Annotated in this window: 2 protein-coding genes; both read right to left on the bottom strand. The window is 45.6% G+C overall.

From position 1 onward, the window contains the following. Positions 1–72: 72 nt before the first annotated feature. Positions 73–6,693 (bottom strand): beta-ketoacyl synthase N-terminal-like domain-containing protein, encoded by a 6,621-nt coding sequence (locus tag ACKTT2_RS16945; protein WP_407888942.1) that lies wholly within the window; start codon positions 6,691–6,693, stop codon positions 73–75. Further along, positions 6,686–20,500 (bottom strand): non-ribosomal peptide synthetase, encoded by a 13,815-nt coding sequence (locus ACKTT2_RS16940; RefSeq protein WP_407888940.1) that lies wholly within the window; start codon positions 20,498–20,500, stop codon positions 6,686–6,688. Before ACKTT2_RS16940 ends, ACKTT2_RS16945 begins: the two co-directional genes overlap by 8 nt. Positions 20,501–20,508 lie beyond the last annotated feature (8 nt).

Genomic DNA, 20,508 nt, shown 5'->3' with positions numbered 1-20,508 from the left:
TAACTGGAAGTTGCTGACAAATATTTATGTCCAAGTTTGTTGAATTGATATGTTATTTACCATAGATCGAATTTAAGTTTCATTTTCTCTACTTAGACGATTCAACATCTCGTCAATTTCCTCATCAGAGAGAGCATTCACTTGTTCGTGAATCTCTTCTTCATCAAAGCCAACCGCATCTTGCCGTTTCGGTACGGGTTTAACCATTGCTTGCTCGATCGCTTGTATCAATTGCACTGGAGTGGGGCAATCAAAAAGCGTATCAGGTCCAAGTTCCACACCGAAAACGTCCCGAATGCGAGAAGTCACCATAATTGCCTGCAACGAATCTCCATTCAGATCGAAAAAGTCGTCATTGATGCTGATTTCGCGAATGTGTAAAACCTCACGAAAAATATTCAACACCCCTGCTGTTATTTCTTCCGTCGAGGCAGTTGGTTGCTTGTTGTTATCGCCAGAGCGATTGTCGATGGTAGCAGAACGCGGCTCTTGGTCTCGAGATGGTGGGTACTTTTCATCTTCCCAAAGGCGAGAGGTTGTGAATTCCCGTAATTGAGGCAAGGCATTCTCCTTGAATCGCAGTACCCTCATAGTTTTGTTTTCAGCCTGCAGGCTGGCAAAATTCTGGGTAGAAACCAACACTTGGGGAGATGATTGTCCAAGGATACGACGGAAGGCTTCAGCACCTTGTTGAGAACTCATTCCCTGCTGGAGTTCCGGATGCAGATCTGGGGAAGCGACGGGACTAGTCAATCTCTTTTTCTGTCGCTCAGTCGCTTTCTTCAGTACAAAACCCTCGATAGAAGCACATACGCGACCTTCTTCACTCAGTAAAAGAATATCAAAAGAAATTGTTTCCTTCCCCGAGCGACCGTTATCTAAATAGCGTGCGTAAGCAACAATTTTAGGTGAAAGCGACTCATAAAGTCTCAACTTTTTGTAATTGAACGGAAAATAAAATTCTTTTGGATCGAGAGCAAAACTTGTTGCTACATCAAGTAGAGCCGGATGCAACTTATAATAGTGTAAATCTTCACAATAGTCTTCGGGTAAGGTTAACTCAGTTATGGCCTGATTTTGACCAAAATATTTATCGGCAATTGTCCGATACCATCGCGGTCCGACAGACACGGCACCAAAACGCTTCACATTCTCTGCGGTGGTTATGAGATCCGGAGCGGCAGATATTTTTACCCGACACGCACGTCTCAAAGCTTCGATTTTATAAAATGTTGGTTGCCAGTCGTCAATCGCAGCAATTTTACCTCGAGCATTTTCATACCACTCGGATGCAGTATCCTGGCTAAAAATGGTAAAGTTGTAGTAATCTCCCCGGTCTTCAAGAACCACACGGACTTCACACTCTTGGGATTCGTACACCTCCAAGGTCTCAAGGAATAGGACGTCGCGTAGCTCTATTGCTGTGCAAGGTTTCCAATGCTGATAAGCAGCTCGACCCAATTCAAGGAAAGCTGTACCGGGAGCCAATGGGCGCTCATCAAGCCAGTGTTCGTTGATAATCCAGTGTTGTTGTGCTGACAAGCGAGCGTGATAAATTCTTCGACCGGGAGCAGTCTCCACACAATGCGTGAATAGGGGGTGAGGAACCCACTGCTGTCGCGGTACACCAGAGGACTTGTCCATTAGCAAGCGCATCGCCGCACCAGCATCACTCCAAATACCCCAGTTAATGGAACAGACAAAAGACTCGCTCTCAGCGTTCATCTTATGAGCAAAGGCATCCTGAAAAGCATTTGCCGCACAATAATCTGCCTGGGCATGTAGACCGAGCGTAGAAGCTAACGATGAACTCATTGCAAAAAAGTCACGTTCTGGATTACGGGTAAGGTCGAAGAGTAGCTGCGTACCTTGTATCTTCGGTCTCAAAACCTCGTTGGCTTTCTCTGGAGTTTCAAGCTGCATTAATCCATCATCAAGTACCATCGCACATTGGATGACCCCGTTGATTGAACCAAAGCATTGATTAATATCTGAAATTGTTGCAGCTAGCTCGTTGCGATCGCAAATGTCGGTGCTATAAATTTGAACTTGTCCACCCCGGCGTTCAATTTCTTGAATGCGACGGATTCGATGTCGTGTTAACTCTTGTGGATCTGCTTCGCTATGCCAATTTTGCGAACTCTCAAGTTGGTCATCGCTCACTTGAGCAACAAGCAAAGCTGTGTCAGTTGCCAACCGTGCTTCTGGAGTAGCTGGTAAGCTCTCAACTGTTGTAAAACCGTGTTCTACAAGTAGCTTTTCCCACCTGTTTTGGCTTAAAAGGGGCGATCGCTGGCGTAAATGGGTATCGTCAAATTGCCACCAACCCTTAGACAAGCCCCATACCATATCTACCCAAGGGGGTGTTTCAATTGCTTCAATCAGTGCTATAATTCCTTGGTCGGCTAGTAGACACCGTAAATTAAAGAGTGTAGCCTCTATGCTTGATGTAGCATGAACAACATTGAGCCCGAGAATGACATCAAAACTACCAAGAGAATAGCCTTGTACTGTGGGATGACTTGAAATGTCGAGAACTCCTGTTTGTATAAAGTCAAACCCATCCTTCTGGGCACGACACTTTAGCTGTTCCACGAAGGTAGGACCAATATCAGTTACCCAATACTCGACTTTAACAGGAGCTTGAGCAAGTGCTTGGGCAATGACTTGTGTCAATAACCCGTTACCAGCACCAACTTCAAGAATCCGTAAAGGACGCTTTTGCTGCTGGATTGCCAGCTGACTCACTAACTCAGCTAAAACGTGTCGATAGATCGGCTCTGTGCTATGTTCTAAAGTGTTTTTTGTGGCTTGTTCGAGAAAATCGAATCGTCCTTCTGGGTAAAGAACACTAATTGCAGGAATTTTACCAGAGAGGGCTTGGTGGTAATGGGCGGCGCAGTGGTCTAAAACATCAATTATGCCAGTAAATAAGGGATAACGAGACCGCAGTGAGGCACTCAAATCAGCCGAATGTAACTGGTTATAATTTGGCTTGACATAAAGTCGCTCATTTTGCCTTACAAGAACCCCGCCTTCTTCGAGTAGCCTCACCATGAAATCGACAAATCGCTCCATGGAAGACAGCACGCCGAGACGCTGCAAAAGTGTTTGACGGTCTATACCTGTGGCTGGGTTTGATTCTTCCAGTGCAACTTTGATATAATCAAATGCATAGCAACGACACAGTTCTAGTAGTCCTTCTTCCAATCCGGGATAATCTCTAAGGGAAGCGATGGAAAGCTGCTTTGACCATGCAGACTCCGCAGCGTATAAATTCTCCTTCCAAGATTGTAGATTAAACGCATCTGGCTGGGTCAGAAAGTCGTGCCAAGATTCTCGTGGCGGAAATGGTGACCGAGCAATCAGTGCTAATTTGGCTGCGTATTCCTTAGCTAAAAAATTGGCAAGGGACAGACCTACACCACCAAGTCCACCTGCGATGAGATAAACCCCACCATGTTGCAATCGTAAAGTTTCATCACAATTTGAGGTTAAGTGTTTGTGTTCGTACTCAAGAATCAGACGAGCTTCGCCGCGATAAGCGATCGCTGGTTCCTCATCTAGTACCGTAGACTCACAGAGTAAGCAATCCATAAGTTGCGATCGCTCTGCTTCATCTACTGGAAATTCGATCTCAAGACTGCGACAAGTTATATGAGGATACTCAAGAGGAATGACGCGACACGGACCTAGTAAAGTTGCTTTTGCCGGACAGATTCGATCGGTTGGTTCAATAGCGTGAAGGTTGGTAGAGACAATTGTCAACTGACACGCAGAGCGATCGTGTCTTCCCAACGCCTGTGCTAAGAACAGAAGCATCAGGAAGCCATCTTCGGGATTTGGCTCGTCCGTCGGCGGTGTAACAAACCAAAAGTTAATGATATATTTTGGAATTTTGTTGCGCTGCTTAAAATCATCTAACAACAACTGGTAGTGTTCTGTCTTGGTCGGATTCATTGCATAGCTTGCACCTGGTAAGGCTTGAAAATCAGTACTGCGACTAACAGTAAATACCTCGATCCCTAAGTTCTGCAAATGCTGGGCAAAACTTTGACCGATACCGCAGTCATCTAAAAACAAAAGCCAGTTATCGTGGCAAGCTACGTTTAAAGGATCGAATGGCAAAAGAGGCAGTGTATGACGCCACCGAGGTGTATAAAACCATTGTGCCATATCCTTTTTCTTGGTCAATGGTATTGGTGGTAATTGTTTGGGTGAAATTGGTAGCGGGGAATTGCCTTTTCGGCTTGGTTCGTACCAATAACGCTGGCGTTGGAAGGGATAGGTTGGTAGCGCTACACGTCCTGGAGTTGTTTCAGCATGAAGCCGTTGCCAATCGATTGCACCACCCGCAAGCCACACATGAATGAGGGCTTGGAAAATAGCTTTTTGATTTTCAGGTGCAGTTGCAACAGAATTGTAGATGTTGATAATTCTCGTACTGTTCTCACTTGCTATCTGAGGACTTGCAAGCAGGTTAAGTACATTGTCATTGGGTCCTAGTTCGAGCAAAAGGTACTCGGAATCAAGTGGTAATTGAGAGATGTCTACTTGCTGAGTGAGTTGACGCACCCAATATTGTGGGTCGGTCACCTCTGTGTCGTCTACCCAATCGCCCGTTACCAAATCGAAGAACGGCACTTGAGGTAACTGGAGAGACACAGTTTGAAGCAGTGTTGTGAGTTGGTCTAACAATAATGTGTCTTTAGGAGACTGCTTGCTTAGGGCACTCTGCTTGACAATCAGCATCAGAGCATCCTCGATTGTCATCACTCCGGCAATGGAGGCACAAATGTATTTTCCTATACCAAAGCCGATGACCCCTGCTGGCTCAACGCCTAAAGATTGTAACAACTTTGCGAAAGCATACTCAATAGCACAAAGGATAGGCTGACTATTGGTGTGCGCGAATAATTCTTTTTCAGCGTTGCTTTCTGCTGTTAATGGATATAGTATGTAGTGCAGATCCTGTTGAAAATAAGGCTTGAGGACTTGGACACAGCGATCGAATGCCCGTGCAAATACAGGTTCGCCTTCATATACACGGCGGACAATCTCCGGATTCATGGCTCCCAAACCGTGAAACAGAAAGAGCGGCTGGCTGACACTGTTCTTCACAACAAAGCTGACGCTATCAGCAGTAGCACGACGTAGAGCCTCAATAGCTTCGCCATGAGTCCGACACATAATAGCTCGACGGTATGAGTGTTCGCTTCGTCCTAACTGTAACGTATAAGCTACGTCAGCTAAACACAAATCTGGGTGGAGATCCAAGTGGTCGGCTAGATTTTTTGTGATTTGCTCTAGTGCTACTGGGGTACGAGCTGACAGTGGAAGTACTTGAGGAGTATAATGCCCAGATTCCCTTTCGCGATTTGGAGCTTCTTCCAAAACCAAGTGACCATTGGTTCCACCGATACCAAAGGAACTAACCCCAGCACGTCGCGGTTGGTCTCCATCAGGCCATTCCTTCGACGTAGTATTGACGTAAAAGGGGCTATTGTCAAAATCTATTTTTGGGTTAGGAGACTGGAAATGAAGACTTGGTAACAGCAGACGGTGACGCAGTGAAAGAATGGTTTTAATTGCACCTGCAACCCCAGCTGCTGCATCAAGGTGTCCGATATTGGTTTTGACTGACCCCAAAGCACAGAACTTGGTGTTTTGGGTTTTGCCAGCAAAGGCTTGATTGAGAGCCGCCACTTCAACAGGATCGCCTAATGAAGTCGCTGTGCCATGAGCCTCAATGTAACCTACCGCCTCAAAATCACCACCTGCCATTTCATGAGCTAGGGAAATAACCTCCGCTTGTCCATCGACACTGGGAGCCGTGTAACCTACTTTATCTGAACCATCGTTATTGAGAGCAAAGCCCCTAATAATGGCGAGAATATTATCCCGGTCTTTTAGGGCATCATCAAGCCGTTTGAGAACTAACACACCTACCCCGTCACCAGGAACTGTGCCAGCAGCTCGTTGATCGAATGCCATACAGTGTCCATCCGGTGATGGAATTCCTCCCGGCTCGTATATATAACCTGCTTTTTGTGGAACGTGAATGGAACTGCCACCTGCTAGTGCCATATCACAGTGATAGTCGAGCAGCGCTTGACAAGCAGTATTAATGGCAACAAGTGAAGTAGAGCACGCCGTGCGAATGACGACAGCAGGTCCTTTAAGACCTAGTTTGTAAGCAACTCGGGTGGCGAAGAAATCTGGATAATTGCCCAAGAAAACATGGGTTTGCCCAGATCTGAGATTCAGATCTTCACTATCCTGCAAAACATGGTTAAGGTATGTTGTGTTACCTGAACCACCGTAAACGCCTATCCAGCCACTATACCGCTTTGAATCATATCCTGAATTCTCCAGTGCCGTCCATGCAGTTTCTAAAAAGAGGCGGTGTTGCGGATCCATTAACTCTGCCTCGTGAGGAGCGATGCCAAAGAAATCTGCATCAAACAGGTCAATATTTGAAAGCATCCCCTTTGCTCTTACGTAATGAGGATTACGGACGAGTTGCTCTGAAATGCCTGCTGCTAGCAATTCATCAGGTGTGAAATGTCGGATTGATTCGACCCCGTCGCGCAGATTTTGCCAGAATAAATCTAGGTTGTCTGCACCTGGAAATTTTCCAGCCATGCCGATAATAGCAATAGCTACTCTGTCCGAGTTTTGCAGATCAGTCATGTTGGGGTCTCCTTTGTCTTGGGGAATTGCCTGTGCGGTAAGCGCTAAGTTGTTGTTGTGCCCGGTTTTGGTCAGCCGCAGCTTTCTTGGGCGTGCCATCTCGTGTTTTTAAATGGTCGGCTAGTTTGCGAATTGTGGGATATTGAAACATCTCCACAACACTGAGTTCTGTACCCAAGGTTTTTCGGAGCATGCTACAAACTCGTACCATTGTTAAAGAGTTTCCACCTAAATCGAAGAAGTTATCTTCTCTGCTCGGGTTTTCGATTTGAAGGACTTCCTGCCAAACCTTGGCGATTTTCTGTTCGGTTCCGCGTTCTGGTGGACTGCTTTGTTTGCGTTCGCCAAAGGTCAAATCATGAGTTTGTGGTAGAGCGCTGCGGTCAACTTTTCCAGATGGTTTGAGGGGGAAGTGGCTCAATATTAAAATGTGACTGGGAACCATGTAATCGGGCAGATGCATACGCAAATGTTCCCTTAACTCAGGTCCCAACACAGAGCCGATCTCGCCTTGGATCGGAAGGTTTGCCATGCGCGTCAAGTTTGGCGTAGAAGAAGAGGGTTTGATTGGAGCGCTCGCCACTGTTTCCCTTACAAGTTGTTGTGGTGATGGGACTTGAAAAATGGCATCGAAACATTCTACATTTCCCGATAAAGCCCAGGTGAGCTCGACATCCACTCCCATGTTTTTGCCCGCGAGTGCTAGATCGTTTGGATTGACAGCGCTTCCGTATGTTCTCTCTTGTCTTTGTGCCCGCCATGTTCCTACTGTATCGGCTCCGCTGTTTTCTCTCAACCAATCTAAAGCCTCTAAATCTTCTACTATACGGGCATTGGGTATGTTTCGTACCGTCAATCGCTGCCAATCCTGTTTTTTCAGACGGGTTTGAAGAGATGTCATTTCTAAGTCGTCCCTGCGCCAGTCCAGACAAATTTCATTTCCTCTTGGTTTTTCGCTATTGTCATCTATCCGAAGTATGACATCATAACGATGGCGGGTTAATTCGTTGAAAGCACTACCACGTTGGAGTTGTACTTTGACATCACAGATGCGTGGGAAGCGTTGTTTTAATGCATGGAAGAAACGGGGATCGACCAACAATTCATTTTGGTGAAAGACTCGTTGACGGACGCGACGCTGCAATTCCCGCTTTGTGGTGGAGTCTTCTGCCCGATGTAGTGCAACTGCAGCGTGAAAGACTTCTAATGTAGCTAAGTTTCGGACATCACCTACATAGATGATACCGCCAGGATTCATTGCCTCAATTGCTATCTCTAGAACATGAATCAAATAATCTACGCTAGGGAAGTACTGAATCGTGGAATTCAAAATACAAGTATCAAACTTGTCTTGGCATAATTCTTGATACTGCTGTGCATCCGCAAGGTGCAATTCTACCTTAGATTTTTCGGGTCTGTTCTGTAGATGTTCCGCGATGTAGTCTAAACCAGCTTGGGAGATATCTATGCCAACATATTTCTCCACCACAGGAGCAATTCGGAACAGTAGCAGTCCGGTGCCGCAACCAATTTCTAAGACTCGTTGTGGTTTATGAGATAAGATCTGATCGACGCGGTATTCCAACCATTCTCGCATCTGCTCTGTGGGAATGGGTTGTCCGGTGTAGCTGTTAACCCAGCCTGTGATGTTAAAAGTAGGGTCAGAGGTGAGGTGCTCCTGAGTGTAAAGGTGCTTGTCGAACAATTCTGCCCAATTTGCTTTTTGATGTTCAGACAATGACTCGTTGGTTTTCTTGCTGACAACTGTTGAAACAAATTCTGGTGTTGGTACAGCGTAAGCAACCAGAGTCTTGTCTTCAGTTTTAGAGCCAGCCGCCAAAATTAAACAATCCCGGACTGCTGTGTGTTGAGCGACACAAGCTTGAATTTCACTTGGTTCGACTCGAAAGCCTCTAATTTTCACCTGATCGTCCACGCGACCGATAAATTCAAAGATTCCATCTGCACGTCTCTTGACAAGATCCCTAGTACGATATAATCGGGCATTGGGATCTGAACTAAAAGGATCTGTAATAAAGTTCTCTGCTGTCAGTTCGGGACGCCGCCAATAACCTCGTGCTAAGCCATCTCCACCAACGTAAAGTTCTCCAACAATGCCATCTGAAACAGGTTCTCGTCGAGCATCAAGTACGTAAACGTAGGTGTTGGAAATCGGTTGACCGATAGGCACTTGTTCCCCATCACAGTCCGAAACGTCTTTCATTCGATGACAGCAAGTGAAGGTTGTATTCTCTGTTGGTCCGTAGCCGTTGATGACCGCGCAATCACTCAGATGAGTCAGTACCCGTCGAACCCGTTGCGGAGAGAGAATATCGCCTCCAGCAAGCAGCTGGCGAAGTCCTCGGAAACCATCAATATTTTCATCGACCATCAAGTGAAATAAGCTAGCGGTAAGCCATGCAGTGGTTACTCCTTGCTGCTGAATCAGTTGTCCCAGTTCTTCTAAGGAAGGACGGCTAGGTGTAGCAATGACTAGACGACCTCCGTTCAGCAAAGCACCCCAAATCTCGAAAGTGGAAGCATCAAAAGTTAACGGTGCTAATTGTAACAGCGCTTCTGTCTCATCGAGCTTGGCATAGTTGCATTCTTTGACTAACCGAATGACACCGCGATGAACCACGCTCACACCATTGGGCTGTCCTGTAGAGCCAGAGGTGTACATGATATAGCAGAGGTTTTCAGGACTGGTTTGCAAAGGCAAGTTAGTTTTCTCTCGAGCAAGAATACTTGCTTGGTCTCGGTCGAGGTAAACTAGCTGTGGAGAACTATTGAATTGTGCTGGCAGATGTTGTGCTGTTTTGCTATCAGTGATAATGAGCTTCAGTGCTGTGTCTTGTACAACAAAGCGAATCCGTGCGGCTGGATCTTCTGGGTTAAGAGGAACGTAGCACGCAGAACTTTTAAGAATCGCTAGTATTGCAACAATGCTGTCGATTCCACGTTCTAAGTAAACCCCTATAGGCGTTTCTGGTGTCACGCCAAAGGTTTGCAAATATCGAGCTAGCTGATTAGCTCTGATGTTCAACGCTTCATAAGACAGTGTTTGTCGATCGTAAACCAGTGCGATCGCCTGTGGTTGTTCGACAACTTTGGCTTCAAAAATTTCGTGGATCGTCTTCTCTCGTGGATATAAAATCTGGAAGTTATGACGCCGTGCATCAGTTAGCTGCATCCGCTCTGAGGGGTCTATAATCGGTAGTTGTTGAACGCTTTGGCTCGAATCGTTGCTGAGCGATCGCAACAAAGTGACAAAATGATGTGCTAATTTGTCGATTGTTGATGCCTTAAACAGATCGGTATTGTAAATGATGTGACCCGTCAATCCATCTTCATCTTCTAACAAATGTACTTCTAGATCGAAACGTACAGTGTACGCTTTAAAATCACGAGATTTAACCTCAAGACCGGGCAAAACTGGTGGTTTCATTGAAGCGTTTTGAAGCGCAAAAACCACTTGTATTAAAGGGTTTTGACTACTGTCTCTTTCCGGTGCAAGAACCTCCACCACCTGCTCAAAAGGAAAGTCCTGACGTGCATAAGCTGACAGCGTTACTTGGCGTACCTGTTTTAACAGGTCTGTGAAAGCTATATCTGGGGAAACATGACACCGCAAGACTAGCGTATTGACAAAGAAACCTATAAGATGCTCTATTTCGCGACGGTTACGGTTGGCAATGGGCGTTCCAATAACAATGTCTTCCTGACCTGAGTACCGATAGAGCAGAACAAAAAAAGCAGCCACCAGAGTCATGAAAAGTGTCACGCCATGCTCGCGGCTTAGCTTTTCAAGAGCGACGGATGTTTCCGATCCGAGGTGGAATTGTACGTTGTCACCAACAAAAGTCTGAATCGCTGGACGGGAATAGTCTCTTGGCAATTGTAAAGGTGAAAGATTTGCTAATTGACTTTTCCAATAAGCAAGCTGGCTCTCTCGAACCTCACCTTGCAACCACGCACGTTGACCAACAGCAAAATCAGTGTAACGAATTGGCAGTTCGGGAAGTTGCAATGTCTCACCAGTAAGAATTGCTAAATAATGCTGACTAAGTTCGCGGTTAAAGACGCCTATCGACCAGCCATCACTGATGATGTGGTGCAAATTCACGAAGAAAATACGCTCCTCATTGCTAAGTCGCACAAGTGTAAAGCGAAAAAGAGGTCCACTGCTCAATGAGAAACGCCAGAGATATTCAGTTTGAGATATATCTGCGAGAGCGCTTTGAATGTCACAACTTGCTTGTGATGTTAGGTCAATGACGTTAAGCGCTACTTTTACTAATGTCTCTATCTTTTGTATGGGTTCGCCATTGACGGCTGGAAAGCTAGTGCGTAGAGACGCTTGTCGAGCAACAATGGCGTTTAGTGCAGCTACAAAGATATCTTCGTCTAAGCTTCCTTGAATGTGATAGCTCATCACAATATTGTACGAGGGGTTCCCCGGATCGAGATTGTCAAGAAACCAAAGACGCCCTTGAGCAAAAGACACAGGTGTATCGCTTTCTAACGCTATAGCAGAGATCTGGGGCAGAATATGAGAAGGAGCGCAACGTGTAGCAGTGATTTTAGAACTTAATTGCACAACTGTTTGAGCTTCCAGCAAATCTGACAATAGCAGTTCGACTGAGAAAGCTTCGCGTATGCGAGAAATAATCTGGGTAGCCAGCAGCGAATTTCCTCCCAATTCAAAGAAGTTGTCGTCAACGCCGACTTTAACATCTAAAATATCGCACCAAATCGAGGCTAAAATTTCTTCAGTAGGAGTGCGTGGTGCCACAAAGCCTTCTTCGGAAATCTTTTGAGATAGATCTGGTGTCGGTAAAAGCTGACGGTTGATTTTACCGTTGGGGGTTAATGGCATGGTATCTAATAGCACAAAAGCTGTAGGCACCATGTAATTGGGTAGTGACTGTAAGAGAAAGCGGTGCATTTCTCCCGGAGTTGGAGCTTGTTGTGGCTGGGGTACGACATAAGCGACTAAGCGCTTGTCACCAATTTGGTCTTGCTGGGCAATGACCGCAGTCTGGAGGACATTAGGGTGTTGAGCCAGCACGGCTTCAATTTCTCCCAATTCAATCCGAAATCCCCGTATTTTTACTTGGTTGTCAATGCGACCTCTGAACTCGATATTACCATCACTTAAGTACCGCGCTAAATCACCCGTTTTGTACAGGCGTGCTCCTGGTTTATCGCTGTAGGGGTGAGGAATGAACTTCTCTACAGTCAAGTCTGCGCGATTGAAGTAACCTTGGGCAAGACCGTCACCGCCAACATAGAGTTCACCTGTCACGCCAATGGGAACGGGTTGTCCATAGGGATCGAGAATGTAAACTTGGGTGTTGGAGATGGGGCGTCCAATGGGGACAGAAGTACCAATTTTGCTGGAATCAGCGATCGCAAAGCAGCAGGTAAAAGTTGTGTTCTCCGTGGGACCGTAGCCGTTAATCAACTTACAGTTTTTTAACTCCCGCACAGCTTTCTTGACATGGGCAACAGATAATGCATCACCCCCCGCCACTAGTTGACGTAAAGGCTTTAAATTCTCAAGTTGCTCATCTACCATCAGGTGAAATAGACCCGCTGTCAGCCATAGCGTTGTAATTTTATATTGCTGAATAATATGCCCCAACTCCTCTAAAGTTGGTGTATGGGGTGGGAAGATTGCTAACTGCGCTCCGTTAAGTAAGCAGCCCCAAATCTCAAAAGTCGAAGCGTCGAAGGATATGGGCGCTAGCTGTAGAAAAACTTCTTTTGCACTGAGGTTGATATAGTTGGTTTCTTTAACCAGGCGCACCACACCACGGTGAATGACACTAACTCCCTTGGGTGTTCCTGTAGAACCTGAGGTGTACATTACATAAGCGCGGTTGTTAGCAAACACGCGACAGATAAGTTTTTCTTTACTTTCTTGGTCGATCGCTTGCCAGTCTGAGTCCAGACAAACAAACTTTGCTTTGACAGCAGACAGTTTTTCAACTAACTGAGCTTGAGTCAGCACCACTGACACCCGTGCATTTGATAGCATAAAGGAAATACGCTCTTCTGGATATCCAGGGTCTATCGGCACATAAGCCCCACCTGCCTTGAGAATTCCTAGAAGTCCCACCACCATCTCTAGAGAGCGCTGAACGCAGATACCTACTAATACCTCTGGTCCTATACCTAGCGATCGCAAATAGCGTGCTAGTTGATTGGCTCGATCGTTTAATTCGCGGTAGGTCAATTTTTGCTCTTGAAACATTAGAGCTATTGCTTCTGGATTCCTCTCCACTTGGGCTTCAAATAACTGATGGATACACTGCTCGTGGGGATACGCAACTCGTGTATTGTTCCACTCCACTAATAGTTGATGTTGCTCGGTAGCTGTCAACAAAGGCAATTTAGCAAGATGCTGCTGCGGATGAGCGACAATTCCTTTGAGTAAGGTCTGGAAATTCCTCAGTAACCGCTCAATTGTGCCTGTATCAAATAAGTCGGTGTTGTAATCGCAATCTAACACTAACTTACCGTTTACTTCTGTAACATTCAAGCTCAAATCAAATGCAGTAAAACTGATAGGTTTAGGAAACAAATTTGTTTCCAGTCCAAACATTTCTGGTATAGTAATAGGTCGATCTAAGTTAAATGTTGCTGTGACAAGAGGAGTTCGGCTAGCGTCTCTAGGTACGTTTAGCTTGTCGATTAACCGGGCAAAGGGATAATCTTGATGTTCGTAAGCATTCAACAATCGCTCTTTGATTGTTGTTATGTACTCCAAAAATGTTGGCTCGTTAACAATACAACTTCGTATGGGCAATATGTGGGCGCAGTAGCCGACCAATCCATCGCTCCCTTTCAGCGATCGCCCTGCTGTTGGAGTCCCAACGACAATATCGTTTTGACCTGTTAATCTGTGAAGCAAAGCTGTATATGCCGACAACAGTGTCATAAACAATGTACAGCCATTGTCTGTACTTAATTGTTTTATCTCACGGTAAAGGCTAGCATCAAGCTGTATCGTTTGTCTGCTACCTTTATAAGTCTTAATCGACGGGCGAGGATGGTCAGTCGGTAGGTCTAAAATGGGAATTGAGTCAGCAAATCGTTCCAACCAGTAAGATTCATGAGCTAGCATTGCCTCAGTTTGGCTTTGTTGCTCTTGCCATTCGATATATTCCCGAAATTGCATGGGTGGCGGTAGTTGGCAAACAACACCCTGACATTCTGCAGAATATAATGCACCTATCTCTTTGAGGATGACTCCGATTGACCAACCATCAACAATAATATGATGAATTGTCAAAACTAATAAATGCAGTTGTTCTTCTAGCTTGACGATCGAGAAGCGAAACAGTTGCTCGTAGATAAGATCGAAAGGTTTTTGGGTTTCTTTTTTCAACCAATCAGCCACTTGCAATTCACGCTCGTGACTATCCAAACTTGAGAAGTCAATGAAAGGAACGTCTGCGGTTAAAGATGGTAAAACCTGCTGAAAATCATTTTGGCTGCTGACGATCGTTCGTAAAGCTTCATGGCGGTTGACAACTGTCTGTAGCGCCTGACGCATTGCACTAGGGTTAAAAACTCCCTTGAGTTCAAGACTGATGGAGACGTTGTATGCTAGCGAACCATCATCCTTCATCTGTGCTAAAATTCCCAGATGTTTTTGGGCTTCGTTTAAGGGGATTTTACGTGGTATCTCGGCGACAATTACAGCCTGTTGGGATAAAACTCCTACATTTTCCGTACCGTTAGGAATTGTTGCAACTTCTCTAAATCCATTTTCCTCTAAGAGTTTTCGCCATTGAGAGGCAGAAAGCAAGGGGTAGGATGGTCGTAAATGATGGTCAGTAAACTTCCACCAACCTTCTGTTAAGCCAAAAATGAGATCTATCCAGCGTTGGCGCTCTGTTGTCTCTAACAGCACCAGTAATCCGTCAGGAGCTAACAACTGTTGAACGTGTTTTATTGTTTGGCTAAGATCTCGAGTAGCATGCAGTACATTAGCAGCTACAACCACATCGTACTGATGGAAACCAAATCCTTGGATAGAAGGGTCTTGTTCGATGTCTAAAATTTGGTATCGCACACTACGGTAATTGCGGAACTTCTGCTGAGCCTTGGTTAAGAGTGAGGGAGAGATATCAGTAAACACATATTCAGTTTGAGCGCTCAGATAAGGCAGAATATAAGAAGTTGTGCCGCCAGTTCCCGCCCCAATTTCTAGAATGCGTACTTGTCGTTCTTTTGACCAACGCTCCAATGTTGTTGAAACAACTTTTTGCACTAAGGTGTTCGTGACAACAGATCTGGGGGAATCTTGATAGAACTGGGTTGCGGTGGTCAAATCTCCTTCAGGGAATAACAAAGCAAGAGCATGACACTCTCCTCTTAGCACTTGTGCGAGTCTTTGTCCACAACGTCCGAATAACGTCAGGTCAGCTTTGGCTGCTGGGTACTGTTGAATCAAAAGCTCAATCTCTGGCTCTTGTTGGTCTTTAGCTAAAGGAAGTTGGGTGACTTCCCACTGACCATCTATTTGACACAGCACCCCTGTTTCCGCCAGTATTGAGAGCAAGCGCTCGAGCAGTGGCTGATATTGCGCGATCGCACCCGTGTGCTTTGCTACCGATGACGTTGAGAAGCGTTGTTTGAGATGGAACTTCCATCCCATTTGCTCAAAAGCTCTCAGTATATAGGAAACACTCAAAACTTCCAGTTTTGTCAATAGCTCCCCGTAAACATCTAAACTTTGTTGGGAAAACAATTGAGCTAACTCGGGTTGGAGGCGATCGCTAATAGTTTTAGGAGTCAGCAAAAAATCTGATGGGAATTGCTGGCTCTGTTGCTTTTGGGGCTGATTTGTACCTTCCTCACGAGGAGATAATTGTGATTGCGCCTGACCATTTAATGATACCGATCCTTTTTTATCCCCCTGCTTAAAGGAAGGTTTTAAGAAAAAACCTCCTTTTTGCAAATCCTTAATGCTGTCTTTTATAGCTTGAATGACATAATCAATATCTTCATCTGTATGAGCTGTAGACAGAAAACAGGAACGTGCTTCCCAGATATAAACTCCCTTTTCCACTAGATGATGGAACAGCAAATCCATTTCCAGAGGTTGATAGAGATAGCTAATATTTCCTGATAAGGCAAAACGAAATAGCGAACCACAATGTAATATTTTAATAGGCAATTTCTCTTGCTCAAAGTAAGCATTGAGGGTATTGGCTAAGCGCAATGTCCGCTGATTTAACTGCTCCTGTAGTGCGTTTCCTTGTGTTTTAATATACTGAAGCACGGAGCGTGCCGCAATCATAGATAGTGGGTGCTTGGCAAAAGTCCCTGCAAAAAATGTTGTTTCCACCCCTGGATACGAATCATCGCCATATTGCCAGAACCCGCCATCGATTCTATCCATGTATGTCGCTTGACCTGCGACGATTCCAATCGGCATTCCACCGCCGACAAGTTTACCATAGGCGACAATATCTGCCTTGACACCAAACCATGCCTGCGATCCAGCCGGATGAAGGCGGAAACCCGTGACAATTTCATCAAAAATCAAAGCAATACCAGCTTCTTGGGTCAATTGCCTCAATTGTTGAAGAAATGCTCTCGGTTGTAAATCGGGTCTGCGGCTTGGTACGGGTTCAACCAAAACAGCAGCCAACTCATGAGCATGAGCTTTGATAATTTCAAGGGATTGAGGAGCATCATAGGTGAGAACCAAAACGTCATTCACCATAGATTGCGGCACGCCAGGAACCATTGGGACGGCGCTAAGCTTACCGTCAACATTTTGTGCGACAGCCAAAACCCCATCAAAGTGACCGTGATAAGAGCAGCTAAACACAGCAATTTTGGTGCGACCTGTGGCGGCTCGTGCCAAACGCACTGCTGTCATCATGGCTTCTGTACCTGTATTACAGAAGGTGATTCGCTCCATACCTGTTAGTTCGCATAACAACGTTGCGACTTCACCTGCAATTTTTGATTGGGGACCAAGTTGTATCCCTTGTTTCAACTGCTCTTCCAAGGCTGCTGCGATAAAGGGGGGATTGTGACCAAAAAGATGTACGCCAAACCCCATTGTCAAGTCTACATATTCATTTCCATCTATGTCCCAAAATCTGCTTCCCTGAGAATAGTCTCCCACTATGGGATAACACATCTCTTTGGTTTCCAAACGAAACTGAATCAACGATCTTCTATCCGCCCAAATTGAGCGATAGGTTTGTGCGAGTTGTTTTGATTTTTGAGTACGCTTGGTATAACGAGCAATGATTTCTTCTAAGTGATGTTGCTGTTGAGGGTTGAGTCGTCTGGCTTCGATCTGTTCACTTTGCCAAAAAGGAATTGCTCTAGGAGATTGAGGAGTTGTTTGTTGACCCTCCACTCGTCGTGCAGGAGATTGTTGAGCAACTTGGTTCTGCTGGGATGGCTGAGTAGAATTGACAGCAGGCTCTCTTGATAAAGAAGGTTGCAGTGGGTCAGTTTTTGATGAAAGCAATTGTGGGGATAATCTGCTACTACTACCCAAGACTTCTAACTGCTGAGACATGATCTGGAACTGGGCAGACATGATATGAAGTTGTTGCTTCATAATTCCTTCTACTCCAGTCTCTGGTATTGTCGTTTGATTTTCTCTCTCTTTCTCGGTTGTAGATTGTGTAGATGTGACAACAGTAGTTGGTTGTGGCTGAAGCAGAGGGACTTCTGGCTGTGGAGAATTTATTTGCACCCACTGTTCGCCTAAATTTTGGTCTATGTAATTTGTTAGTGCATCAACAGTTGTAAACTCTTCAAAAAACTGGCGAATAGTAATCTTGATTCCATAGGTATTTTCAATGGTTTGTACGGCATTAGCTAGGATTATGGAATCAGCCCCCATTTCCAAAAAAGACTTATGAATGTCTACTTCGAGTGGAGCTAATTGCAGCAAATCTCCGATCGAGGAACGCATTGCTGAGAGGATAGTGTCTCGCCGATTGGGTTGCTCAGAAGCATCCATCTGTGATTTAGAGTCTTTTGTACCTAATTTTTGTCCAGCCATCAGTATACCTTGTTCTTCAAACCAGTAAAGTTTTCGCTGGAAGGGATAATTGGGAAGTGGCAGCCGAGTGCGCGAGTAGTCCTGTTCAAATCCCATCCAATTGATATCTGCTCCCCGCACATACAACGCACAGAGGCTCTCCTGTAAAACCTGCCAGTCATTCTTAGCTGGATTCAACGAAGGTAGCCAGATAGCATTAGCTTCTTGGTTAAAGCTTTGACCCATGTTACATAAAATTGGCTTTGAACCAATTTCTAGAAATAGTTCATAGCCCTGCTTTAGCAGACTGGTTATCCCTGCTGCAAATCTGACAGCATTTCGTGCGTGCTGTCGCCAATAATTAGCATCGAGGACAACCCCTGGTAGCATGAGTTCGCCAGTCAAGTTGGAAATGAGTGGCAAGCGTAGGGCTTGAACTGAAACTTGGTTAACAGCATCTTCCAATGCATCCAGCATTGGTTCCATTAAGGGAGAGTGGAAGGCATGAGAAACTTTTAAAGGTCGGCTCTCGATTCCTTCTAATTGCAACGCAGCAACTATAGCTCTTACAGCTTCACTCTTACCAGAAATCACGATATTGTTTTTGCTATTAATAGTGGCAATGCTCGCCTGCTTTGTGTAAGGTTGAATCGCTCTTATCACCTTACTTTCCTCAGCAAACACCGCCACCATCTCACCATCTTGAGGCAGGGCTTGCATCAAACGAGATCTTTGTGCAACCAGCTTAAGACCATCTTCTAGGCTAAAAACCCCTGCCACACAAGCAGCAACATATTCACCCACGCTATGACCCATAACCACCGCAGGTTCAATGCCCCAAGATTTCCATAACTCAGTTAGGGCATATTCAAAAGCAAATAAGCTTGGTTGAGTGTAGGCGGTTCGATCGAGGGGGGAACTCATCCCAGGTTCTGGGTAGAGTACTGATAGTATGGGTTTTTCTAGAATAGGTCGCAGGATTTCATCGCAGCGATCGAGAACTTTGCGAAATGTCGGCTGTGTCTCGTACAGCTTTTGACCCATTCCTATATACTGAGACCCCTGTCCCGTGAAGAGGAAGGCGACTTTGGGCTTAGTGGATTGTACCTGCTTGCAGAAAACTCCTAGTGGTTTTTCTCCGGCTATAAAAGAAGCTAGCTTTTCTCGCATTTTGGCTGTGGAGTCTGCTACCACACCCAGTCGATGATTAAAGTGCGATCGCCCGGTATTAGCACTAAAGCAGATATCTTCTATGGCTCGCTCTGATGCTGCTAAGTAGTTTTGATAACGCTCTGACAATTGCTGTAGCGCCTCTTCAGTCTTTGCTGAGAGTGTCAGCAAATGCATAGGTCGTTTTGCATCTGCTGGCAGAGGCTTTGATACTGGTGCCTCTTCCAGCACCACATGGGCGTTGGTTCCGCTAAAGCCAAAGGAACTTACTCCCGCCAGCCGCTGCCGTATTCCTACAGTCCAAGGTGTCCGTTCAGTGGTTACGACTACCGGGATCTCATTCCAGCTAATATAAGGATTTGGTTGCTTGAAGTGTAGATGGGGTGGAATCTCTTGATGTTGAAGGGCTAATACTACCTTGATCAAACCCGCAATACCAGCCGCCGCTTCCAAGTGACCGATGTTGGTCTTAACTGAACCAATCATCAGCGGTTGAGATTGGGAGTGGTTTTTGCCGAACACTGCTGCCAATGCCCCTACCTCAATGGGATCTCCCAAAGATGTACCAGTGCCATGAGCCTCTACGTAATTTATTCGATCTGGCTCTACCCCTGCATTCTCCAAGGCATGACAAATCACCGCTTGCTGAGACGGTCCATTGGGAACCGTCAGTCCACTGGTGCGACCATCCTGGTTGACTGCTGTGCCTCGAATCAGAGCCAATATCTTGTCCCCGTCTGCCATAGCATCCGATAGCCGCTTCAGTACGATCGCTCCACCACCTTCTGCTCGAACAAAACCGTCAGCTGCTGCATCAAAAGTCTTGCAACGACCATCGGGAGCTAGCATTCCAGCTTTTGAGAAATTAATACTAAATTCTGGTGAGAGGAGACGGTTTGTACTTCCTACTAATGCTAAATTACACTCTTTATTACGTAGACTTTGGCAAGCTAAATGCACTGCTACCAATGATGAAGAGCAAGCTGTATCCACCGACAGACTGGGGCCTTGTAAACCTAGAATGTACGATAAGCGACCCGATGCTACGCTATGAGAGATCCCTGTGGCAAAGTAAGCGTCAATTTCTTTCGGATCTCTGGTCAGCAGGCGTTGGAAATAGTCATTGCCACAGATACCGATGAACACACCTGTTTGGCTGCCAACCAGATGGTCTGCCACTAATCCTGCGTTCTCCAGTGCTTCCCAACTGACCTCTAAAAGTAAACGTTGCTGGGGGTCAAGGCTCACTGCCTCTCGAGGAGAAATACCAAAAAACTGGGGATCGAACTCACGTAAGCGATCGACAAAGCCACCATACTTAGTAGATATTTTTCCAGGTTTATTTGGATTTGAGTTGTAATAGGTATCCAGATCCCATCGATCTTTAGGGACTTCAGTAATAGCATCCACCCCGTTGCATAATAATTGCCAAAAAGTCTCTGGGCTATCGACACCTCCGGGAAATCTGCAACCCATGCCTATAATAGCGATCGGTTCAGTCTTAGCACTCTCTAAGGTTCTGAGTTTGGTTTTCATCTCCCTTAGTTCAACCAGTGCCTTCTTCATCAAGGACTGATAGTCAGTATTGCCTGAATTCCCGTTCACCAATCTTT

It is taken from the genome of Scytonema hankhaensis NUACC26, from assembly GCF_045865695.1.
GTDB lineage: Bacteria > Cyanobacteriota > Cyanobacteriia > Cyanobacteriales > Nostocaceae > Scytonema.
This window is presented reverse-complemented; position numbering and strand designations above follow the sequence as displayed.